At 40.5% G+C, this 18,936-nt stretch carries 16 protein-coding genes and 1 pseudogene; 5 read left to right on the top strand and 12 right to left on the bottom strand.

The annotated features are described in order from the left end of the window. Positions 1 to 4: 4 nt before the first annotated feature. The 5 genes from AACW45_RS28640 to AACW45_RS28620 form a co-directional block, all read right to left on the bottom strand. Positions 5 to 4,264, bottom strand: a complete 4,260-nt coding sequence (locus tag AACW45_RS28640; protein ID WP_190629590.1) for a hypothetical protein — start codon at positions 4,262 to 4,264, stop codon at positions 5 to 7. 122 nt (positions 4,265 to 4,386) lie between these two features. Next, positions 4,387 to 4,611 (bottom strand): hypothetical protein, encoded by a 225-nt coding sequence (locus AACW45_RS28635; RefSeq protein WP_199330982.1) that lies wholly within the window; start codon positions 4,609 to 4,611, stop codon positions 4,387 to 4,389. A gap of 346 nt (positions 4,612 to 4,957) precedes the next feature. Continuing rightward, positions 4,958 to 5,173 (bottom strand): bromodomain-containing protein, encoded by a 216-nt coding sequence (locus AACW45_RS28630; protein WP_190629587.1) that lies wholly within the window; start codon positions 5,171 to 5,173, stop codon positions 4,958 to 4,960. A 228-nt stretch (positions 5,174 to 5,401) separates the two neighbouring features. Next, positions 5,402 to 6,085 carry a hypothetical protein gene (locus AACW45_RS28625; protein WP_190629585.1) on the bottom strand — a complete coding sequence of 228 codons (684 nt, stop codon included), beginning with the start codon at positions 6,083 to 6,085 and terminating at the stop codon, positions 5,402 to 5,404. Positions 6,086 to 6,370: 285 nt separating this feature from the next. After that, positions 6,371 to 7,435 (bottom strand): hypothetical protein, encoded by a 1,065-nt coding sequence (locus AACW45_RS28620; RefSeq protein WP_190629584.1) that lies wholly within the window; start codon positions 7,433 to 7,435, stop codon positions 6,371 to 6,373. Between the two features lie 248 nt (positions 7,436 to 7,683). Here AACW45_RS28620 and AACW45_RS28615 point away from each other — a divergent pair, with 248 nt between their 5' ends. Further along, positions 7,684 to 8,565 (top strand): UTP--glucose-1-phosphate uridylyltransferase, encoded by an 882-nt coding sequence (locus AACW45_RS28615; RefSeq protein WP_190629582.1) that lies wholly within the window; start codon positions 7,684 to 7,686, stop codon positions 8,563 to 8,565. A 65-nt stretch (positions 8,566 to 8,630) separates the two neighbouring features. Here AACW45_RS28615 and AACW45_RS28610 read toward each other — a convergent pair whose 3' ends face one another. The 3 genes from AACW45_RS28610 to AACW45_RS28600 form a co-directional block, all read right to left on the bottom strand. Then, positions 8,631 to 8,858, bottom strand: coding sequence for a hypothetical protein (locus AACW45_RS28610; protein WP_190548048.1), 228 nt, complete (start codon positions 8,856 to 8,858; stop codon positions 8,631 to 8,633). Between the two features lie 199 nt (positions 8,859 to 9,057). Next, complete coding sequence (locus AACW45_RS28605) at positions 9,058 to 9,498, bottom strand: hypothetical protein (RefSeq protein ID WP_190629580.1); 441 nt, start codon at positions 9,496 to 9,498, stop codon at positions 9,058 to 9,060. A gap of 63 nt (positions 9,499 to 9,561) precedes the next feature. Then, the gene (locus tag AACW45_RS28600) at positions 9,562 to 10,131 is read right to left on the bottom strand and encodes a hypothetical protein (RefSeq protein WP_190629578.1); all 570 of its coding nucleotides are present in this window, start codon (positions 10,129 to 10,131) and stop codon (positions 9,562 to 9,564) included. 235 nt (positions 10,132 to 10,366) lie between these two features. On the opposite strand from AACW45_RS28600, the gene AACW45_RS28595 reads away from it, so the two are divergent. Further along, positions 10,367 to 12,091 carry an ABC transporter ATP-binding protein gene (locus AACW45_RS28595; protein WP_190629576.1) on the top strand — a complete coding sequence of 575 codons (1,725 nt, stop codon included), beginning with the start codon at positions 10,367 to 10,369 and terminating at the stop codon, positions 12,089 to 12,091. 475 nt (positions 12,092 to 12,566) lie between these two features. Here the strand turns inward: AACW45_RS28595 and AACW45_RS28590 are convergent, their stop codons facing one another. Together AACW45_RS28590 and lipB are read right to left on the bottom strand one after the other, a co-directional pair. Continuing rightward, entirely contained in the window at positions 12,567 to 13,328 is a 762-nt protein-coding gene (locus AACW45_RS28590; protein WP_190629574.1) for a peptidylprolyl isomerase, read from the bottom strand. A 433-nt stretch (positions 13,329 to 13,761) separates the two neighbouring features. After that, entirely contained in the window at positions 13,762 to 14,424 is a 663-nt protein-coding gene (gene lipB / locus AACW45_RS28585) for a lipoyl(octanoyl) transferase LipB (RefSeq protein ID WP_190629629.1), read from the bottom strand. Positions 14,425 to 15,043: 619 nt separating this feature from the next. Between lipB and hpf the strand changes: the two genes are divergently transcribed. Beyond that, positions 15,044 to 15,694, top strand: a complete 651-nt coding sequence (gene hpf, locus AACW45_RS28580; protein WP_190629572.1) for a ribosome hibernation-promoting factor, HPF/YfiA family — start codon at positions 15,044 to 15,046, stop codon at positions 15,692 to 15,694. Between the two features lie 116 nt (positions 15,695 to 15,810). Here hpf and AACW45_RS28575 read toward each other — a convergent pair whose 3' ends face one another. After that, positions 15,811 to 16,269 (bottom strand): peroxiredoxin, encoded by a 459-nt coding sequence (locus AACW45_RS28575; protein WP_190629570.1) that lies wholly within the window; start codon positions 16,267 to 16,269, stop codon positions 15,811 to 15,813. A 75-nt stretch (positions 16,270 to 16,344) separates the two neighbouring features. Between AACW45_RS28575 and AACW45_RS28570 the strand changes: the two are divergent. Together AACW45_RS28570 and AACW45_RS28565 are read left to right on the top strand one after the other, a co-directional pair. Then, a pseudogene (locus AACW45_RS28570) lies at positions 16,345 to 16,791 on the top strand (RNA-guided endonuclease InsQ/TnpB family protein); the annotation flags it as partial. A gap of 190 nt (positions 16,792 to 16,981) precedes the next feature. Further along, on the top strand, positions 16,982 to 18,109 hold the full coding sequence (locus AACW45_RS28565) for an acyltransferase family protein (protein WP_190629568.1): 1,128 nt from the start codon (positions 16,982 to 16,984) through the stop codon (positions 18,107 to 18,109). 234 nt (positions 18,110 to 18,343) lie between these two features. On the opposite strand, the gene AACW45_RS28560 is transcribed toward AACW45_RS28565, so the two are convergent. Further along, on the bottom strand, positions 18,344 to 18,931 hold the full coding sequence (locus tag AACW45_RS28560; RefSeq protein ID WP_190629566.1) for a Uma2 family endonuclease: 588 nt from the start codon (positions 18,929 to 18,931) through the stop codon (positions 18,344 to 18,346). Positions 18,932 to 18,936 lie beyond the last annotated feature (5 nt).

Genomic DNA, 18,936 nt, shown 5'->3' with positions numbered 1-18,936 from the left:
ACAATTATTGTGATGGTGGTAAAGGTATTTCTGGCCCAGTAACTTGTACATTACGACCATTCAATTGGATAGATCTCAGCCTTGTTGCTACTTCAGGTGTTACACCTTTGGGAAAATCAAAAACAACTGTTGGTGGAGTACCATTCACTAAATTGGCTTCAGCAGCACGCAAATTCATTTCTGCTTGGGTAATCAATTCGTCAATTTTCGGATTGTTTAGCCCAAAAAGTTCATAATTCTTCACATTTATCCATTTTCCATCAGGACGTATTTGATCAATTTCAATCTTTTTACCTTGAAATTTAATATAGCCACCAATTTCTGTGCCAGGTGGTGCTGTTTTTGCCCTTTCAAACTCACTTCTAGCACCTTTAAGATTGTTCTCAAAGCCTTCAACACGAGCTTTACTAGCTTCGTCTATCCCTTCTTCCATTCTTTTCATCGGGCCTTTCAAATCATTATCAATCGTCTTAATAATTCGTTCTCCTCTCTTGATACCAGGATCTGTCCTTAACCAAGCATTAATCTCCTCTATTAAATCTTCAGCTTCTTGACGCAGCCTTGGGAGATCTTTAACCCTTTCTCCAAAACGAAAACGCTGATTAGTTGGAACTTCAACTTGCTTGTTAGCATTTAAGTCTTTTATGAAACCGGTTTCTAAATCGCCATCACCTTTATTGATAACAGATTTCAAATAACGCTCAAAATTGTTAATTTTTTTGGGATCGGTGGCATCGCCCACTATGGCTTTATACTTTTGGTCAAATAATTTAATTGCATCCGGATTTTTAAGTCCGGCACGTTTATTCATAAAATCATTGACCATTTTAAATGCATCGTCAGTAATTTCTACAGCACCTTCCGTACCTTTTTCAACCTGTGTAATTTTCCCTTGCGCAATAAGTACCCAAGGATTAATTAAACCTTCTAGTCGGAACCAGCCATTTGCCACCCGAATGCGGAATGCTTTAAACCGCATCCGCTCTAACAAGGCTTCACCAAAATTTCTCAGTCGCTTAAACTGGTTACCAAGCTTGGTACCAGCAATCCCCTTGAAAAGAACTTTGCCTTTTTCAATGAGATATTTAGCACCCTTGATGATTCCTCTATAAGCTCTTTTAGCAACATTAGCTACACCCTTGGCAGCTGTTTTTAAACCTTTGGCGGCGGCTTTGGCTCCTTTGGCGGCTACTTCTCCCGCTTTGAAAGTTAAGTACATAATCACTTCAATGGCTCCCGCAGCCAGCGCTTTAGCCAAACTCTTACCACCGCTTTGAATATCGCCGTCCCAAGATTTAGAAAGATAATCACGCAGATGTCCACCAATTTTGGCTATAGCTTCTGCGGCAAAGACTACAGTCAAAATTTCCATGATTATGGGTAATGCAGATAAAATTGCACCACCGGAAGCAATAATTGCTGCAATAATCACAGCAGCAGCTGCTATCAATCCAGCTAGTAATTTAGGCCAGTTATCAGAGAACCACTGCTTAATTCCTTGCTTCATCATTTCCCATTTAATGCTGGCTCGCTGTCTTGGCGATAGTCCATCATCGGGAATTTGTTCTGGTTCTGGTTCTTGTTGCTCTCCTACCTGTTGTTCTCCAACAGCTTCGGAGATAATTGCATCCATTGAGCGGTTTTCTTCTTGAGATTCTGCAAGGATGATTTCCCCTTCACCTTGGGTTTGCTCCATGACTTCTGCAGTGAGTTCTGGGGAAAGCTCCATATCTTCTTCAACTGCATCCACCCCAACATTTTCTTCACTCCAAGGTGCGCTAGGCATCTCTGCGGTTTCACCAGTTTGTGGTGTACCTTCAACTTCTGTATGCGGAATATTCACCCCAATTGCTTGGGCTTGGGCGAGTTCTTCTGGTGCTAGAGGTTTATCTAAGTCAACTTCACCTCCCATCAGCTCTTCTAGAGCTGCGGTTTCAAATTGAGGAGGCATTGCTTTAGCGCCTGCAATCAGGTTACTAAAACGCTTGGCTAATTCGGCAAATTCTCCCCGGATGAGCATACCAATCACGGTGAGAGCGCCATTGTACAGGCTTTGGACTAATCCCAGTAATGTATCTAAAGTTTTCGCTAAGAAATCCAGAACGCTAGAAACGGCTTTCTTCAAAAAGTCAGCAGCAGCATTAACTACCTCTGTAGCTTTGTTAACTGCTTGATCTATAGCATTGGTAAATTTCTTAGATATTTCTGGGAACGCAGCAAAGACTATCTGCACTAATCCTTTAAGAATTGCTCCCAAGCCTTGAATTATACCGACAATGACATTACGGGCTAGATCGATGGCAGCCATAGCTAATTTTTTAGCTGCCTCAAAAATAAATTTTACTGCTTTGCGTAAGTTGTCATAGATAAAGTTAATAGCTGTTTTGAGTCCTTCAACTATGCTACTAAAGAAAGATGTGACTCCTCCCCAAAATTTATCCCAACCGCTTTGATTCGATTGTTTTTCCTTTTCTTTTTCTGCTTCTTCTCGTTTTTTTGCTTCTTCGTCTTCAGCTTTTTTCTTCTCAGCTTCGGCTTTCTGTTCTGCTTCTTGTAAGTGCTGATCAGCTTGGGCCTCTCCTTTAGTTTTTTCTTCTTCAACTTTTTGGCGTTGTTCTTTAGTTGCTTTACCAGCTTTTTCTTGATAGTCTTTTTCCGCAGTATCTATTTCTTGTTGCCAATTTTGTTTGGCTTGAGCAACTTCTTGTTGTGCTAATTTTTTGGTTTCTATTTGTTTATTGGTAGTTTCTTGATTGAGATTTTGAATCTCTTTATTGGCATTTTGGCGGGCGGTGACTGAATCTAAATCAAACTTTTGCTTACCTGCGGCATATTTCTCTTGTTCTGGAGCAATTTTAGATTGATAATAAGGGGTTAAACCTTGATTTAAGCCACCTGCAATTTCTTCAGAAATCACAGGAAGTTCACCACCTTGGCTAGAAGGAGGCGCAATTTGAGAAATTTCTTGATTTGCTTTGAGAATTTCTTTGCTGGCTTGAGGATAGATATTATTTTCACCAAAATCGCGATAAGTTTCACTATTAGCCTGAGCTTTAGCTTGTTGCACTTGTGAAGCGGATTGCTGCTGCTCTGCATTCATTTGTGCTGGATCTGCATCTCCTGTGAGATTTAGCTTGGGACGTTCTCCTGCACTAGTGCTGATTTGATTGCTGTCTTGGCCTTGATGGGTTGTTGATGACGCGATCGCAGAAAATAAACTACTGACACCACCGAAACTTGCTCCTATATTACCAGATACAGGATTTGGCTGTCCTGGTTCTGGAACTGGTTGTTTCGATTGTGGAGTGGTTGATGCTGAATTATTCGCCACATCCACATTAGTTTGCGATGTCAAGCCTGTGGGCGCTGGAATTTCTGGTATTGTTGCTTGCAGCTGTTTCTTTTGATTCTCTAATGCTTTAGCTGAAGCTGTTTCCGCTTGGCTGTAGGTTGTAAAAGCTTGGGTGGGAGGTGTATTTTTTAACTGCTCAAGAATTTGTCCGGGGTCTTCCGCACTAATATTAGTAGTAGGTTGTTGATTAACTACAGTGCTTTCTGGTGCGGCTTTATCGCCACCTTTGTCTCCATTAACATTAGGTTTCCCATCTGCTGGCGGTGAATTTCCCATACCACCTCCAGCCAGTGGCGGTGTATCTGCTGCTACGCTTTTTTCTGTCGGATCTGGAGAGACTGGCTGGTTTTGTGTATCTGGTTTACTGGCTACTGGTTCTGCTGTCCCTTGTTTTTCTGGCTCGGTTTGCTGCTGCGGACTCTCTCGACGCTGAATTAGTGATTCGCTAGCAGGTGTAACAAGGAGAGCTTTGGTTTGGGGACGCCGCAGTGAAATTCGACTAATGTCGTGCCCTAGAGTTTTGTTGGGAGTTTGTACTTCAGCTACTGTTGGGGATGAATCAGCAAACTGCTGCATCGTCAACTCTGCTGGTTTTTGCTGTTCATTGGCTAGTTCTTTTCCTGGGATAGATGCGGCACTTCCCGGTGCGTTCATCTGAGAGATATTATTGGTATTTAACTCAGCAGTTTGTTCTGTAACTTCTTCTGTTTGATCTGGTGTGAGTTTTGCTTGTGGACTTAGTGATATGCGACTAATGTCGTGTCCTGGAGGCTGATTGAGGGGTTCTAATAAAGAAGCTGCTGGGGGTGAAGTTGGCGCTGAGTCTAAACCGAAGCCGCGTACTGGGTTTTTCAGAGTGGGGATAGAGAAACCTGTAGTAGTTTTTTTGTGCCGGCTTACCTGTTCTCTCATAGTCTGCTCCTAAAGCCCCAGCAATCAAGTTATTGATATTGCACCAGTTCAAATATCTCAGGATACAGCGATCGCATTTATCAAGCAATTAGCCCAAAGTCTAATAGTTAGATTTGGATAATTTATTTTCTGGAAGTCCCTAAATCTTTGAATTTCCATTGCATATAGGCCTCAACAGAAGGAAAGTATTGGATAATACCATCTAACCCTTGTGGTCTACCTTGGAGATAAGCTTCCAAATAAACCGAACCTTGCATTTGTGGCAATAACCCAGCATCGCGATCGCGACAACCTTGTTGATAATGAATTTCTCTTAAGCGATCGAACATACTCATATACCCACTCATATATATATCACGCTGCTACTTATAATCTATGCATTCCGCAAGATAAGAGCAAATACTCTTGTTTTTCAAACGCATAAATACAAGTTATTGGTAATTGCTAAAGTGCGATCGCATTTACAGCAGTTTTCACCTATTTGAACCAAATCTGTCGTAGGGGCACGGCACTAGTAAAATTATTGTATGTACAAAAAGATTATCAGTGCTGTGCCCCTACAGCGTGGTCTATTTACAGGAAGATGCTGTAATACCAATTCAAATAATGTTGGCGGTATATCAATATATTCTAGAGGGCATGGCATTGCCATGCCCCTACCATTTGTCGCATTCTTGTTGCAAATGAGTAATACTACCGCTTTTCTTCAGGGGGAACTGCGTGCGGTAATACAGGAATGTCTTCATCTACAGTGTGTAGAGGTACGTTTAAATGCTTTCTTGCCATGTCCTCAGCTAGTTTATGGTCTTCCTTACTGTTAAACTGGCTCTCATCTAGCAAATGCTCATTCTTGGCTGCTTCATCTCGACTGGGCGCTCTGCCATTTTTCCACCGATACTTAAAATCCATAATACACAGCAGTTAGACTGCGGTTGATTTCTACGGTATTAATAGTAGAGATGAAGCAAAGATTGTACTTCTACCATAAAGTTGAAGCCAATATCTAGCCACTATACATTTAGATCCATTTTTGTATTAGGAGTCGAGTAAAAATAAGTTGAACAATTTAATATTTGTAGTGCGGGCATCTTGCCCGCGCGAGCAAGATGCTCGCACTACTTATTTTTACTTGATGACTTAGTTGTCTTCGTTGTCTTCGTTGACTAAAACTAGTTTACCTTCCTGGTATGCCTTTCTTAAGGCTACTGCTTCGGCTACGATTTGTTGAGCGCTTAAACCTTCTGTATCAATCATGCTTTGCAAAGTTACCCCTGTACGCTCATCTTCTTCATGAATCGCCGGAATTTGGCAATATCTGCCACCATTCTTTGTCCGCCGCCAAATACTTGGTTTTTCTGGTTTTGGCGCTTTGGGTTTGCGACTTTCTTTAACTAAAGAACGTACAGCTTCTTGAGTAATGGCGCTTAAATCTAACAGCGCATCGATAACTGGCTGATATTTATTACTGTTATTTGCTAGCTGATATACGGTTAAAGGTTCAACTTGTCCTAAATCTTGGGGTGAAAACTCACCAAATACCGCCGCAATTTTCAGATATTTTTTTTCTTCACCGCGCCAACCTCTATCAACCAGTAGCTTTTTGTACTGCCTGAGGGAAAGCTTCTGTTTTTGTTCCGCTAGCCAAAAGGCATGATGTAAAATTGTTTTGGTAACATCACCTAAAGAAGGTAAAGGAAATTTTTCTCCACCAACACTTTTGAGGGCGTTCGGCTTTTCTTCCACATATTGCTCAAATTCTGATTTTGTAATCGCTTTAGAGTCAACGGGGGTGGGAACTACACTCTGTACTTGTGCGATCATAAATCTTAGCCTCCTAAAAACTCCCTGGCACTACAAATCCATCGCCTTAGCTATTTCTATTTCGCAGGCGATCGCTTAAGTTGGTGGAAGTTGGAAAATAAAGTTTTCTACTAGAACAATTGTACTATTTAACTTCAAAAAAGCATCCCCAAACATACCCAAATTTTCGGGTGTGCGGGGAAAGCTTTATACACAGCCGCCCCTAATACCATTTTGGATTTTAGATTTTAGATTTTGGATTGAGAATTAGTCTCTATGGTCGAGATAAGATTAGGGACTTGTAAATTATCTTGAAGGAACCCAGCCATTTGCAGAACATACGCCTACTTCGCGTCTGGGAGGAATACACCAATAATTTTTACCATCAAATACCAAACCTTCTTTGATAGAATTTAACTCAGAAGTTGGTCGCCATTCTTGAGTTCCACCCTCGTCATAATAGCGATATTGTTCGCCTTTTACTTCCAAGCCTTGATCGGTTCCTCCCAAGACATAAAACCCGTCTATAATGCGTGGGGATGAGACTTCTATTAAAGATGACTCACAAATTGTACCTTCACCTTTACAGCCTCTTGCTATTTGTCCATCAGGTGATAGGCTATAAATTTTATTATCTTGTAAAAGTAATCCTAAGCCACTGCCATCTTGTAATTTGATGGGATTAGAAAATTTACCTTGATATTGCACTAAAGTTTCAAATTTACCGTTAAGCTTAACTATAGTGGTTCCATCAGGCGCGATCGCAATCGATTGACCGGTACCATTACCATTGAGAAAATTAAACAAGCGAGTACCAATAAAGGGTGGTTTCGCTTCAGAGGTAGAAGGTACAGCTTGCTGATGATTATTTGTTCCCTTGTCAATTCCCCAGCGCCAAATCACTCGTTCTGTATTAGTTCTATCAGCCATAATTGCCGAAATCCACAAGAGTTCTCCAGCTTTGTTGGTAAACTCAAATCGACAAGGGCCTAATCCTGTTCCCGCACAGTCTTTCACCTCTTTATACCCAAAATCAAACAACTCTCTGACAGTATTATCTCGGAGATTGGGAGCATCGCCTTGTAAATTAGGTTGCCAACCTTGTTGCATCACCAACTCTCGCGCAGTTCGATACAGCATACCTTCTTTAAGCGTGATTTTTGCAACCGGATTGGCGGAATCTTGCACCCTAGAACCAACATTCTGGACTTGCTGTGCTGCTGTTGAGGTGGGAGTGTTAATATTTACATTATTTTCTTGCTGTACATTGGGAGTTGTTAAGCTAGTGCATCCACAGGCGATCGCTCCTAGTAAACTTGTAAATATAGTTGTTTTAATCCTAGAGTCCCAAAATTTCTGATTTTTCCACATAAGTTAATTGCATAATTACGCAAAACAATTTAGATGTAACGTTAAATAATACATATAATTAACATTATTTTCCGCAAATTTACTGTCTAAGTGTCGAGGTTAGTAAACACCCCCAATGAAATAATCAGGAAATACAGCGACAAATGACTAATGACTAATGAAAATTGTACAGACGCGATGAATCGCGTCTCTAACAAATGAAAATTGTACAGACGCGATGAATCGCGTCTCTAACAAATGACTAAAATATGCAAACAAACCCAGTAAGAAAAGCAGTCATTCCGGCTGCTGGTTTTGGTACAAGATTATTTCCAGCTACCAAAGTTGTCAAAAAAGAACTTTTCCCCATTATTGATGAGAATGGGAGAGCTAAACCGATAATTTTAGCGATTGTCGAAGAAGCAATTAGTGCAGGGATTACAGAAGTAGGTATCGTTGTTCAACCTGATGATGTAGGAGTATTTGCAGATTTATTTAAAAATCCTCCCACACCAGAACTTTGGCAAAAACTCTCACCATCTAATCAAGAATATAGCCAATATCTGCAAGAATTGGGTAAAAAAGTAGTGCTATTAACCCAGGAAGAGCAAGAAGGATATGGACATGCAGTATTTTGTGCTAAAGATTGGGTAGGGAATGAGCCATTTTTATTAATGTTGGGCGATCATGTTTATAAATCTCATATTGATAAATCTTGTGCGCAACAAATCGTAGAACTTTACGCCCAATTAAATCAAAATGTAGTCAGTTTAACGATTATGCCAGCCGCGATTATTCATAAAGCGGGATGCGTTACCGGAGTGTGGCAAGAGTTTAACTCGCTGCTAAAAATCACACAAATAGCAGAAAAACCCAGTATTGATTATGCCCGCCAAAATTTAAGAGTAGAAGGCATGGCAGAAGATGAATTTTTGTGTATATTTGGTTTATATGTATTGACACCAAAAATATTCGATTTTTTAGCAGAAAGCATTGCAGAAAATTCCCGCTACCGGGGTGAATTTCAGTTAACAACATGTTTAGATCAATTATGTCAGGCAGAAGGCATAACAGGTTACGCTATCAAAGGTCAATATTTTGATACAGGTTTACCAGACACCTATCGCCAGACATTAATTGATTTTATATAACTCAACCGATTCTCATTTCCCGATTAAATAAATAATGACAAATGACAAATGACAAATGACAAAACTTAATATAGAGAACCACATACAGCTTTTAACTGCGGTTCTGTTTGTCCAAAGTTTTGTTGGCGACAAAGTAAAACTTGAGCCGAACGATAGCGATAATAAAATTGATGGCTAAACCAGCCTAAAGGCGCACCAGCAATTAAACCAATACATAAGCCAGTGATTAAAAGAGGTAATGGATTACGTCTTTTGAGATAAATATTTGGCTGTGAATTCGTAGTTTCTACCATTTTGATTTGATGTGTTCACTTGCTCCTGTTTCTTAATAGTGAACAAAAAATCGTGTTTAGTAGCTTCTCTCTGGGTGCGTATTTACGTTACTCCCAAGGTTGATATATTGGATGCGATCGCTAGCTCAAACCTGAAAAAATTGCGATTATCATCTGGGAAGGTGCGTTTATACTAAATTAGCTATGATTTAGTACCGCTTTAAACGTCAGGCCCGTTAGCGAGAGTTTCTGCCTCCTGACGCGGTACACCAAAATTCATCAGTGTGTTAACATCTCGAATATAATTGCCATCACCTTTAAATACCCAACGATTACCCTCATTTTTAAATAAAAGTTGACCAGCCCAACCATTAGGATTCTCACGGCTAACAATAAGATAACTCGTAACTAGCCAGTCTCCACTGATAATTAATGATGAAACTTCAATCTTTGCATTGCGGCTAAGACGAATATTATTTTTTTTGAAATCTTGCACCAGATGGTTAAAAACCATTATTTTAATTGGTCTCCAACTATCGTTTTTAGCACCAGGGTTAACCAACCTTTGAGCAATAGCAGGTGTAGATAAACCTAATCCTAGTCCACCACAGCTAATTGTTAGCGCCAAACCAATACTGCAACTAATCTTATATAAATTCATGGCAACTTTCTCAAGCCAAATGTGTTGTATTCATGTCTAGTTTCTATCGCCGACTTTTTGGAATTAATTATTAAACTCTGGAGGAAAACTTTGTACAAATTTCAACCACTTTGAGACATTATTACCTGATATCTTCAAAGTCGGTACATTAACTATATTTCTGGATTTGTGATAGTAAACTTCTGTACGCTGTGGGCGATCTAATCCGTAAGTAGCTGCAACTTGACGAGCACGGGCGCAGGTAATATTGAAAGAACCCATATTAATTGTGCCGTCACCTGCACTATACTGCCAAACAATATTGTTCCACTCACGTCCGGGAGTAGTTTGACATTCGTGATTGGTTAATTCAAACATCTTGGCAACATGAGCATCATATCGACGCAATTTGGTACCCTTGATGGTAACAGTAGTATTTTGATCTGGTACTGTTAATTCAGCCTGCATTGCTCCATTCTCAAAACTTGCTAAAAAATGGACATACATAGGTAATGAAGGTCTTGCTGCTGCTGGTGCTGCTTTTAACAGCGATGTTGTCATGAATGACCCGCTAGCTAAAGTTAAAAGTGCAAATAATCGGATTCCTGCGTTTGTAAAAGCTACTTTGGTAGACATATTTGGTTTTGACAACATTTCATCTTTTCCAGGATAATTTCATGGATTAAAAGTATCAAATAGTACATATACTGTTCTTTCTTAATTAACCACCTGCTGGTTTTATGGGAGATATGCGTCTTTTTACGTAAATGACGGAAAAATCTAGATTTCTCCAGAGAAAATTTTGCAGATAATCTGGAATAAGTCTTCAGAAACTCCGCAAAAACTGATAGCGTCAAACAAAGTAAAAGATTATTGTGGATGTGACAGCTTGAAAACGCGATCTAATTATTGGCAACTGCTACCCTATATTCAACTCCAATGGCGAACCATTATTAAGGGATTTATTGGTATTTTGGGATATGTGCTGGCTACATTAACGCTAATTAATCTTGCAGGTAAATTGGCAGTTCCTTTTGGAGAGGGTAATGTAGTAGCGATCGCACAATTAGCAGGAATCTGCGCTGTCGTCTTTCTAGTGCGGGGGTTTTTTCAGTCTGTACAAGATATTTACATGGCGCAAGCTGCTTTAAGAGTAGCTTTTAATCTCCGCAAACAAGTCTACTCTCATCTACAAAAGCTGAACTTAAGCTATTTTGAAACAGCCAAAGCAGGTGATTTATCTTACCGCTTAACTGAGGATGTTGACAGGGTAGGAGAAGTAGTTAATAAATTATTTCATGACTTAGTTCCCTGTGTGTTGCAATTGCTGGCAATTCCTATCTATATGATTTACTTGAATTGGCAGCTGACATTAGCAACGGTGATTGTTGCGCCATTGATGGGAATTTTAATTGGCTGGTTTGGGGAACGGTTACAAAAATATTCTCGCCGCAGTCAAAATCGTATCTCTAGTTTATCGGCTATTCTCACGGAAGTTTTTAGCGGAATTCGCTTAGTTCAAGCTTTTGCGGCAGAAAACTACGAAATTGCTAGGTTTAGCCATGAAGCCGAACGCAGTCTCAAAGCTAAATACTCAGCAGAAAGACTCAAGGCGATTCAAATCCCCATTGTGGGATTTTTAGAAGCTGTGAGTGCTTTATCGCTGTTATTGGTGGGAGGTTGGCAAATTTCCCAACGCAATTTAACTGTGGGAGAATTTTTCAGCTATTTAACAGCAGCAGCGTTATTAATTGACCCCATTGGTCATACTACTAATAATTACAATGAATTTAAACAAGGTGAAGCTTCCGTTGACCGAGTTTTTGAATTATTAGCCATTCAACCCACTGTACTAGAAAAACCAAATGCGATCGCTCTGCCGCCAGTGCAAGGTAAAGTGGAATACGATCGCGTAGCTTTTGCTTACAAACCAGGCGAACCTGTATTAAAAGATATCAGTTTATTAGTATATCCCGGACAAGCGATCGCTCTTGTGGGTGCTTCTGGTGCTGGTAAGACTACATTTGTGAATCTGCTACCCCGATTTTACGATCCGGTATCCGGTCAAATCTTGATTGATGGCGTAGATATTCGCGATGTCACCCTTAACAGTTTGCGGCGACAAATCGGTATCGTTCCCCAAGAAACTATGATGTTTTCCGGCACAATTGCCCAAAATATCGCCTTTGGACAAGAATATTTTGAAATGTCAGCAGTTATCGAAGCTGCAAAAATTGCTAACGCCCATAACTTTATTACCCAGCTACCAGAGGGTTACGATACTTGGGTAGGCGAAAGAGGAATGAATTTATCCGGGGGACAAAGACAAAGAATTGCGATCGCTCGTGCTGTACTTCTTAACCCGCAAATTTTGATACTCGATGAAGCTACCTCAGCCCTAGATTCCGAGTCAGAAGCCTTGGTACAAGAGGCTTTAGAAAGACTGATGGAAAGCCGCACTGTATTTATTATTGCTCATCGCTTAAGTACAGTCAAAAGATGCGATCGCATTTTAGTTTTAGAACAAGGGCAAATAGTCGAATCTGGAACCCATGAAGAACTGTTAGCACTTCACGGACGCTATGCAAAATTTTATGCGCAGCAGTTTAGTTAAATTTGGGCATGGGGCATTGGGCATTGGGCATTGGGCATTGGGCATTGGGCATTGGGCATTGGGCAAAAGTCAACAGTCAACAGTCAATAGTCAATAGTCAAGGGACTTATAAAAAATAAATTACCCATATTTCGTAGTGCGGGGAGCATCCCAATTTTGACGCAATACCCTTTTAGGGTATTGCTATACCAACAAAGCCTGCCGAAGCCGGCTAAAAGTTTGATAGCCTGCGTTCGTCGAAGACGTTCCCGAAGGGTAGGCAGGCTTCGTATTTCTAGCCCCACCCTTATAGGGTGAGGGCGTTTTTGCACATTTGGGATGCTCCCGTAGTGCGAGCATCTTGCTCGCTTTTGAACACCAGCGAGCGAGACGCTCGCACTACAAATTTATTGATTGGGTATTTAAAAAATTGGATGTCCCCAATAGTCATTTGTCCTCCTTCCCTTGTCCCCCTTGTCCTCCTTCCCTTCCTAAACTACGCCGATTTGCTAAAAGAAGAACTGTCATCAACTGAATTAGCAGATAACATCATTTGCTTTTGCTGTTCGTTCATCCAATTTTCAAACAGTTCATTCAACAGGCGCATTTTCATCGCATCATCTAGTTGTGCAGTGACAAATTTTTCTAACTGCACAATCACAAACCATTCGCCGATGCGGTTGGGAGGTACAACTTGTCCTGGTTGAGAGTTCATGAGTAGTTGCGCCATTGCTGGATGTAGTTGGCTGAGTTCCACAGGGCCGACTAACCCACCTGTTTGTGCTTCTGGGCCTTGGGAATATTGTCTCGCTACTTCGGCAAAGGTTTGCTCTTTGTCTTGAATGCGAAAATATAATTCTTGGGCAATTCCGATATCTTGGGTACGCAGCAGGGAATAAATTACCTTGTCTAGCCTGGATTTAGATTGAAAGAAATAGGATTCAAGTTTTTTACCCCAGGTAATTTGCTTAAATTTTTCAACTTTGAGCTTGCGTAGGGTTATGGCTTCTAGTTGATTAATGCTGAGACCTTGATATTCCATCCAAGCTTTGAGTTCAGCTTCTGATTTTAACTGTCTCTCAGCCAAAAACTGCTGTTTAGCAGCATTGATTTCTTCTCGCGTACAGTCAACTGATGCGATCGCCTCATCAATAATCAATTCCCGGCGCAACTGTGGCAGCATTTGGTAGCTTGCCAGTAAAGGAATCAGTTCATCAGCAGTGATTGTACGGTTACCAACTCTCAGTATTTCATTCATGATCTTGCAAATCTATATAAAGATATAGTATATGGTTTGTTCGATTTGATGCTGTTGATTTATCGATACTGATTCAGCAGCCTGCACTGCAATTATGCCATAGCGCAATCTGTACTGAATATTTATCGCTACTGAAGTTAAATATTTAATAGGTGATTATTTTCAACAATCCTTTGGTAAAGATGACTCATGCCAAAACTCATAATTTGGTATCAGTAGTTGCTTATGTTCTACACAATCAAATTTTAATTTCCAAACTATGCCGCTTTTTATAAATTTTTCGACAAGAAAACACTGAGATCGTTAGGTAGATGTAATTGTGAAAAACTATATGTAATATAAAATCTGTTTATAAGCTCAGTGATTTTACCATATACCTGATAACTAAATACGGAAATACAGCCAATGACCAATGACCAATGACCAATTAAAACTAAAAATCAGGATTGACAAACTCTATAGCAAACACTTCTGCAAAACATTTTGATACATGTAAACGCACTTCTTCGCAGGTAATCCCTGGAATCCATTGAGCTAAACTAGCTACAGGTTTATCAGCAATACCACAGGGAATAATTTCTTTAAAGCCTGTGAGATCGGGACAGACATTTAAAGCAAAGCCGTGCATGGTAATCCAACGGCTAACTTTAATCCCAATGGCTGCGACTTTACGTCCTTCGATCCAAACACCTGTAAATGAAGGAATGCGATCGCCTTTTAAGCCATAAATTGCCAATACCCGAATTAAAACTTCTTCTAGCTGGCGCAAATACCAATGCAGGTCTTTTTGATAGCGTTGCAGATTTAAAATCGGATACCCCACCAATTGACCGGGACAATGATAAGTAACTTCCCCGCCACGTTCAATTCTATGGACATCAAATTTATTGTTGTTGAGGTCAAATTTGAGAAAGTCTAAACTAGCTCCTTGTCCCAAAGTATAGACAGGGGGATGCTCCAAGAGAATTAACACATCATCTAGATTGGGGTTGTTCAGGCGATCGCTCATTAGCGATCTCTGCCATTCCCAAGCTTCTAAGTAAGGTAACAATCCTCGGTTATATAACACACAGCGATGCAAAGACATGGGGTTCATTACTACGGATGCCACGAAAAATCAACTACTTGAGGGACAAAAAATATTGCAAGTCTCTGGGTAAGGGTCAACAAATGTCAAGCTATGCAAAGGATTTTAAAGGAACATCAACGGAACCCACTTTAGAAAATACAAAATGCTAGTTTGAATATATAACCTAACTGGGTGTAGGAGGAGTTCTCTGCAATAAGCATCACGCCACAACAAGAGGAAGAAATGTACTGGCTGATGAAGTCTAAACAAATTGTTTGCATCAAAACCTTAACATTCTCTATGCAACACCAGCGAATACCCAGGAGAAAAAAGAATAACTAATAGTTAGCTAAACATAGCTCCCATAATCAAAGCAAGTCAGACAGATGCTGTTCAGATTGCTTTATTCAGGGTTTTCACATAGGTAATCAATTGACTGACAACCAATGAGATACCTGCATCAACATAGAGAAATATTGCCCAGGAACGCGCAATAGTAAAATAAGATACAACAATCATGATAGGCAGATTGGTAGTACAGCAAAACACTTCAGAGATTGTTTTGGCGGCAGTGATAGACCTTACCGCATTTCCCTTTCATACAAAACGAATACACATCAAATAAATATTGAGCGGGAGAGTTTACATGAAGCTTGTCATCCACGGCAAAAATATTGAAATCACCGACGCCATTCGGGATTATGTGCATCAAAAGATAGAAAAGGCGGTTAATCATTTTCAAAACATCACCAACGAAGTGGATGTGCACCTTAGCGTAGCTCGCAATCCCCGAATTGCTTCTAATAAACAAGCAGCTGAAGTCACCATATATGCCAATGGTAACGTCATCCGTGCCGAGGAAAGCAGCGAAAACTTATATGCCAGCATTGACTTAGTAGCAGATAAAATTGCTCGTCAATTGCGCAAATACAAAGAAAGAAAACAAGATAAGAAAACTCAACCAACTAACGAGGTAGTAGTACCAGAACCAGTAGTTGGAGATTTAATTGGCGATCGCACTCCCGAACTCCCCAGTGAAGTCGTCCGCACAAAATACTTCTCCATGCCACCCATGTCAGTTGCCGAAGCTTTAGAACAGTTGCAACTGGTCGGTCATGATTTTTATATGTTCCTCAATTCGGAAACTAATGAGATAAACGTCATTTACGAACGTAACCACGGCGGTTATGGCGTCATTCAACCCCGCCATAACAACGCCCACACCAACGGTCATAGCAAGAATGGCAAAACAGCCCATGCTAATACCACTGTAGAAAAAGCCTCTGCGAGTAAATGAGGGGCTAGGGGCTAGGGCGTGGGAATTTTAGATTTTAGATTTTGGATTTTAGATTGAAACCTAATCCAAAATCGGAAATCCAAAATCTAAAATTGAATTGCCCAATGCCCCATGCCCTACTTCACTAATTGTTGCAATGTTTTCAATGCTTCTTCAACGTGACCTTGAAAATTGAACATTGAATCAAAGACATATTGCACAACGCCCTGTGAATCAATAACATAAGTCACGCGACCAGGAAACAAACCAAAGGCGGCTGTTGCACCGTAGAGTTTACGTACTTGGTCGCCTTTGTCACTTAAGAGTATAAAGGGCAAATTGTACTTAGCCGCAAATTTTTGATGGGACTCGCTAGAGTCACCACTGACACCAATCACTTCAGCGCCGGCGTTTTTAAACACTTCATATTGATCGCGAAAAGCACAGGATTCCGCAGTACATCCTGGCGTGTCGTCTTTTGGATAAAAATACAGAACTACAGCATTTTTGCCCCGAAAATCGCTTAAGCTTACCGTTGAGCCGGTTTGCGCAGGTAAGGTGAAATCAGGCGCAGTATCTCCAACTTTAACTGGCATAGGTATTAAAAAATTCCAAATTTGATAATTGCAGAAACAACTATTTTAACTAATTCGGCGGAATTCCCCACCTTCAGCGATAGCCAAGCTGTCATAGTAGAAAATCTTCATATCAAAGGTATGGTTCGTAACCACAATTTGGCGAAAGCAATTATGAATTGTGGATGGGGAATGTTCACTAACTTTCTATCTTATAAGCTAGAACGCAAAGGTGGAAAGCTAGTAGAAATTGATAGATGGTTCCCCAGTTCCAAGCTTTGTTCTAATTGTTTCTATCAAGTCAGCGAAATCCCACTAGATGTGAGGGAATGGACTTGTCCTAACTGTGGCACTCATCATGACAGGGATGGGAACGCAGCGATAAATATTAGAGCAGAAGGAATCAGAATGCTAAAGGCGGATGGTTCAACCGTCTCTGCTGTAGGAGGAGAAGTAAGACCGAAGCTTGGGCGAAAGTCTAAACTAAGGCATTCTCCTGTGAGTACAGAAGCCCCACCAAGAGCCGAAGGCCGGGTGGGGTAGTTCACGTGATGTTAAGACCGTAAAGATAGGAAATACTAGATTTCAGACTTCTTCAAGAAGCTGAGGATCTGACATCATTAAACTTCATTTTTTACAAAATTTTAACTTCTATGTTAGTCTAGATAATTTGCTTGCTCGTCTTTCATAGCAGGTGTACTGTGTAGATCTCAAAAAAAACTACTTTCCTGCTATGCGTCTGACCTCACTTGATGTTTTTCGTGGTATTACCATCGCTGGGATGATTCTCGTCAATATGGCGGGAGTTGCTGATGATGTATATCCTCCCTTAGCACACGCCGATTGGCACGGCTGCACGCCAACTGATTTAGTATTTCCCTTTTTTCTGTTTATTATCGGTGTGGCGATGACATTCTCATTGTCAAAGTACACTGAAGGCGAAAAACCCCAATCGGGAGTTTACTGGCGAATTTTGCGCCGTGCGGCTATTCTCTTTGTCTTGGGTTTGGTACTCAACGGTTTTTGGAATAAGGGTATTTGGACTTTCGATTTCAGCAGTATCCGGCTAATGGGAGTTTTACAAAGAATCAGTCTCGCTTATCTGTTTGCTTCATTCACAGTCCTGAAGTTACCACGTAAAGGTCAATGGATATTAGCGGCTGTTTTACTCATCGGCTATTGGTTGGCGATGATGTATATACCTGTACCTGGTTACGGTGCGGGAGTGTTGACGCGGGAAGGTAATTTTGGCGCTTTTATAGATAGACTAATTATACCTAAAGCGCATCTGTATAAAGGCGATGGCTTTAATTTCTTAGGAGACCCTGAAGGGCTTTTCAGCACGATTTCCGCAATTGTCAGCGTATTAGCTGGTTATTTTGCTGGACAATGGATACGCTCTCAGCCTGTACAATCACGTACAAGTATTGGTTTAGTATTATTTGGCGTTGGCTGCTTAATTGTTGGTTCGGCTTGGGGGTGGATATTTCCCATCAACAAAAAAATCTGGACGAGTTCCTATGTAGTGTTTACTAGTGGTTGGGCGTTACTGTTGCTAGCTGCTTGCTACGAACTGATTGAAGTGCGACGGATCAAACGCTGGAGTAAACCATTTGAGATTATGGGCTTAAATGCGATCGCTCTTTTCGTGGCATCGGTATTAATGATTAAAATATTAGTGAGAACCAATATTGGTACTGGGGAAAATGCTCCCAATACCTTCAATTGGATTTATCAAAATGTTTTTGCCTCTTGGGCGGGAACCTTCAACGGTTCATTTTTATTTGCCCTTGTTACCGTCCTTTTTTGGTGGCTAGTTGCAGTTATTATGTATCGTCAACGCTGGTTTGTGAAAGTATAAGGGTAATTCGTAATTCGTAATTCGTAATTCGTAAGCTGATGTGCAGCTAAATTGTGTAACACGAAAACACAAAATTATTGTAGTGCGGGCAGCGTTCGACTGAGCGCTCACGCCGAAGTCTTGCCCGCGTCTAATACACAAATTAAATAAACAACAGCTTAATTCGTAATTTCAATTTTGAATACTTCATGAAGCTCTCATTACAAGTTTTGAATTTTGAATTTTGAATTGAAATTACTCTTCTTCCGCGTTGAAATCCACCTTATCGTAAATATCCGCTAGAGTAATTTGGAAGGAAACAGACGCCAGGGATAACATGACATCGCCATCTTCATATTCCGAAAATATCCATTTATTATTTTCGGTTTTAAAGTATTGTTCAACATGCATCTTATATTGGTCAATTAGAACATACTCTTGAAAAGTAGGAATTGTGCGATAAGCTGCAAACTTTTCATCCCTGTCATAACTCTTGGTAGATTTTGATAACACCTCAGCAATAAATACTGGATTCATCAAAGTGTCTCGTCTTGCTTCCTGATACTCTAAAGGCGTGTTTACTATCATCACATCCGGGTAAGTATGTATTCGCCTGTTAGGAATCCATAAACGCTGATCGGTAATATAAGCTCTATAAGGCTGACGTTTAAGAGCAAAATTCAATGCAGCGCTAAAGTTACCAACTATTTGATTATGGTTTGGTGTTCCACCAGATTTGAGGATAATTTGTCCATCAATATATTCATGACGTTCCTCAGCATTAACCTCTAATTCTAGGTATTCTTCAGGCGAATAATATTTTTGTGTCTGTGCAATAGTCATAGGAT

Origin of the sequence: Calothrix sp. FACHB-168, assembly GCF_963889195.1 — a bacterium.
GTDB classification, from domain to species: Bacteria; Cyanobacteriota; Cyanobacteriia; order Cyanobacteriales; family Nostocaceae; genus Aulosira; species Aulosira anomala_A.
Note: the sequence above shows the minus strand (reverse complement) of the source record. Positions and strands in the feature narration are given on the sequence as shown.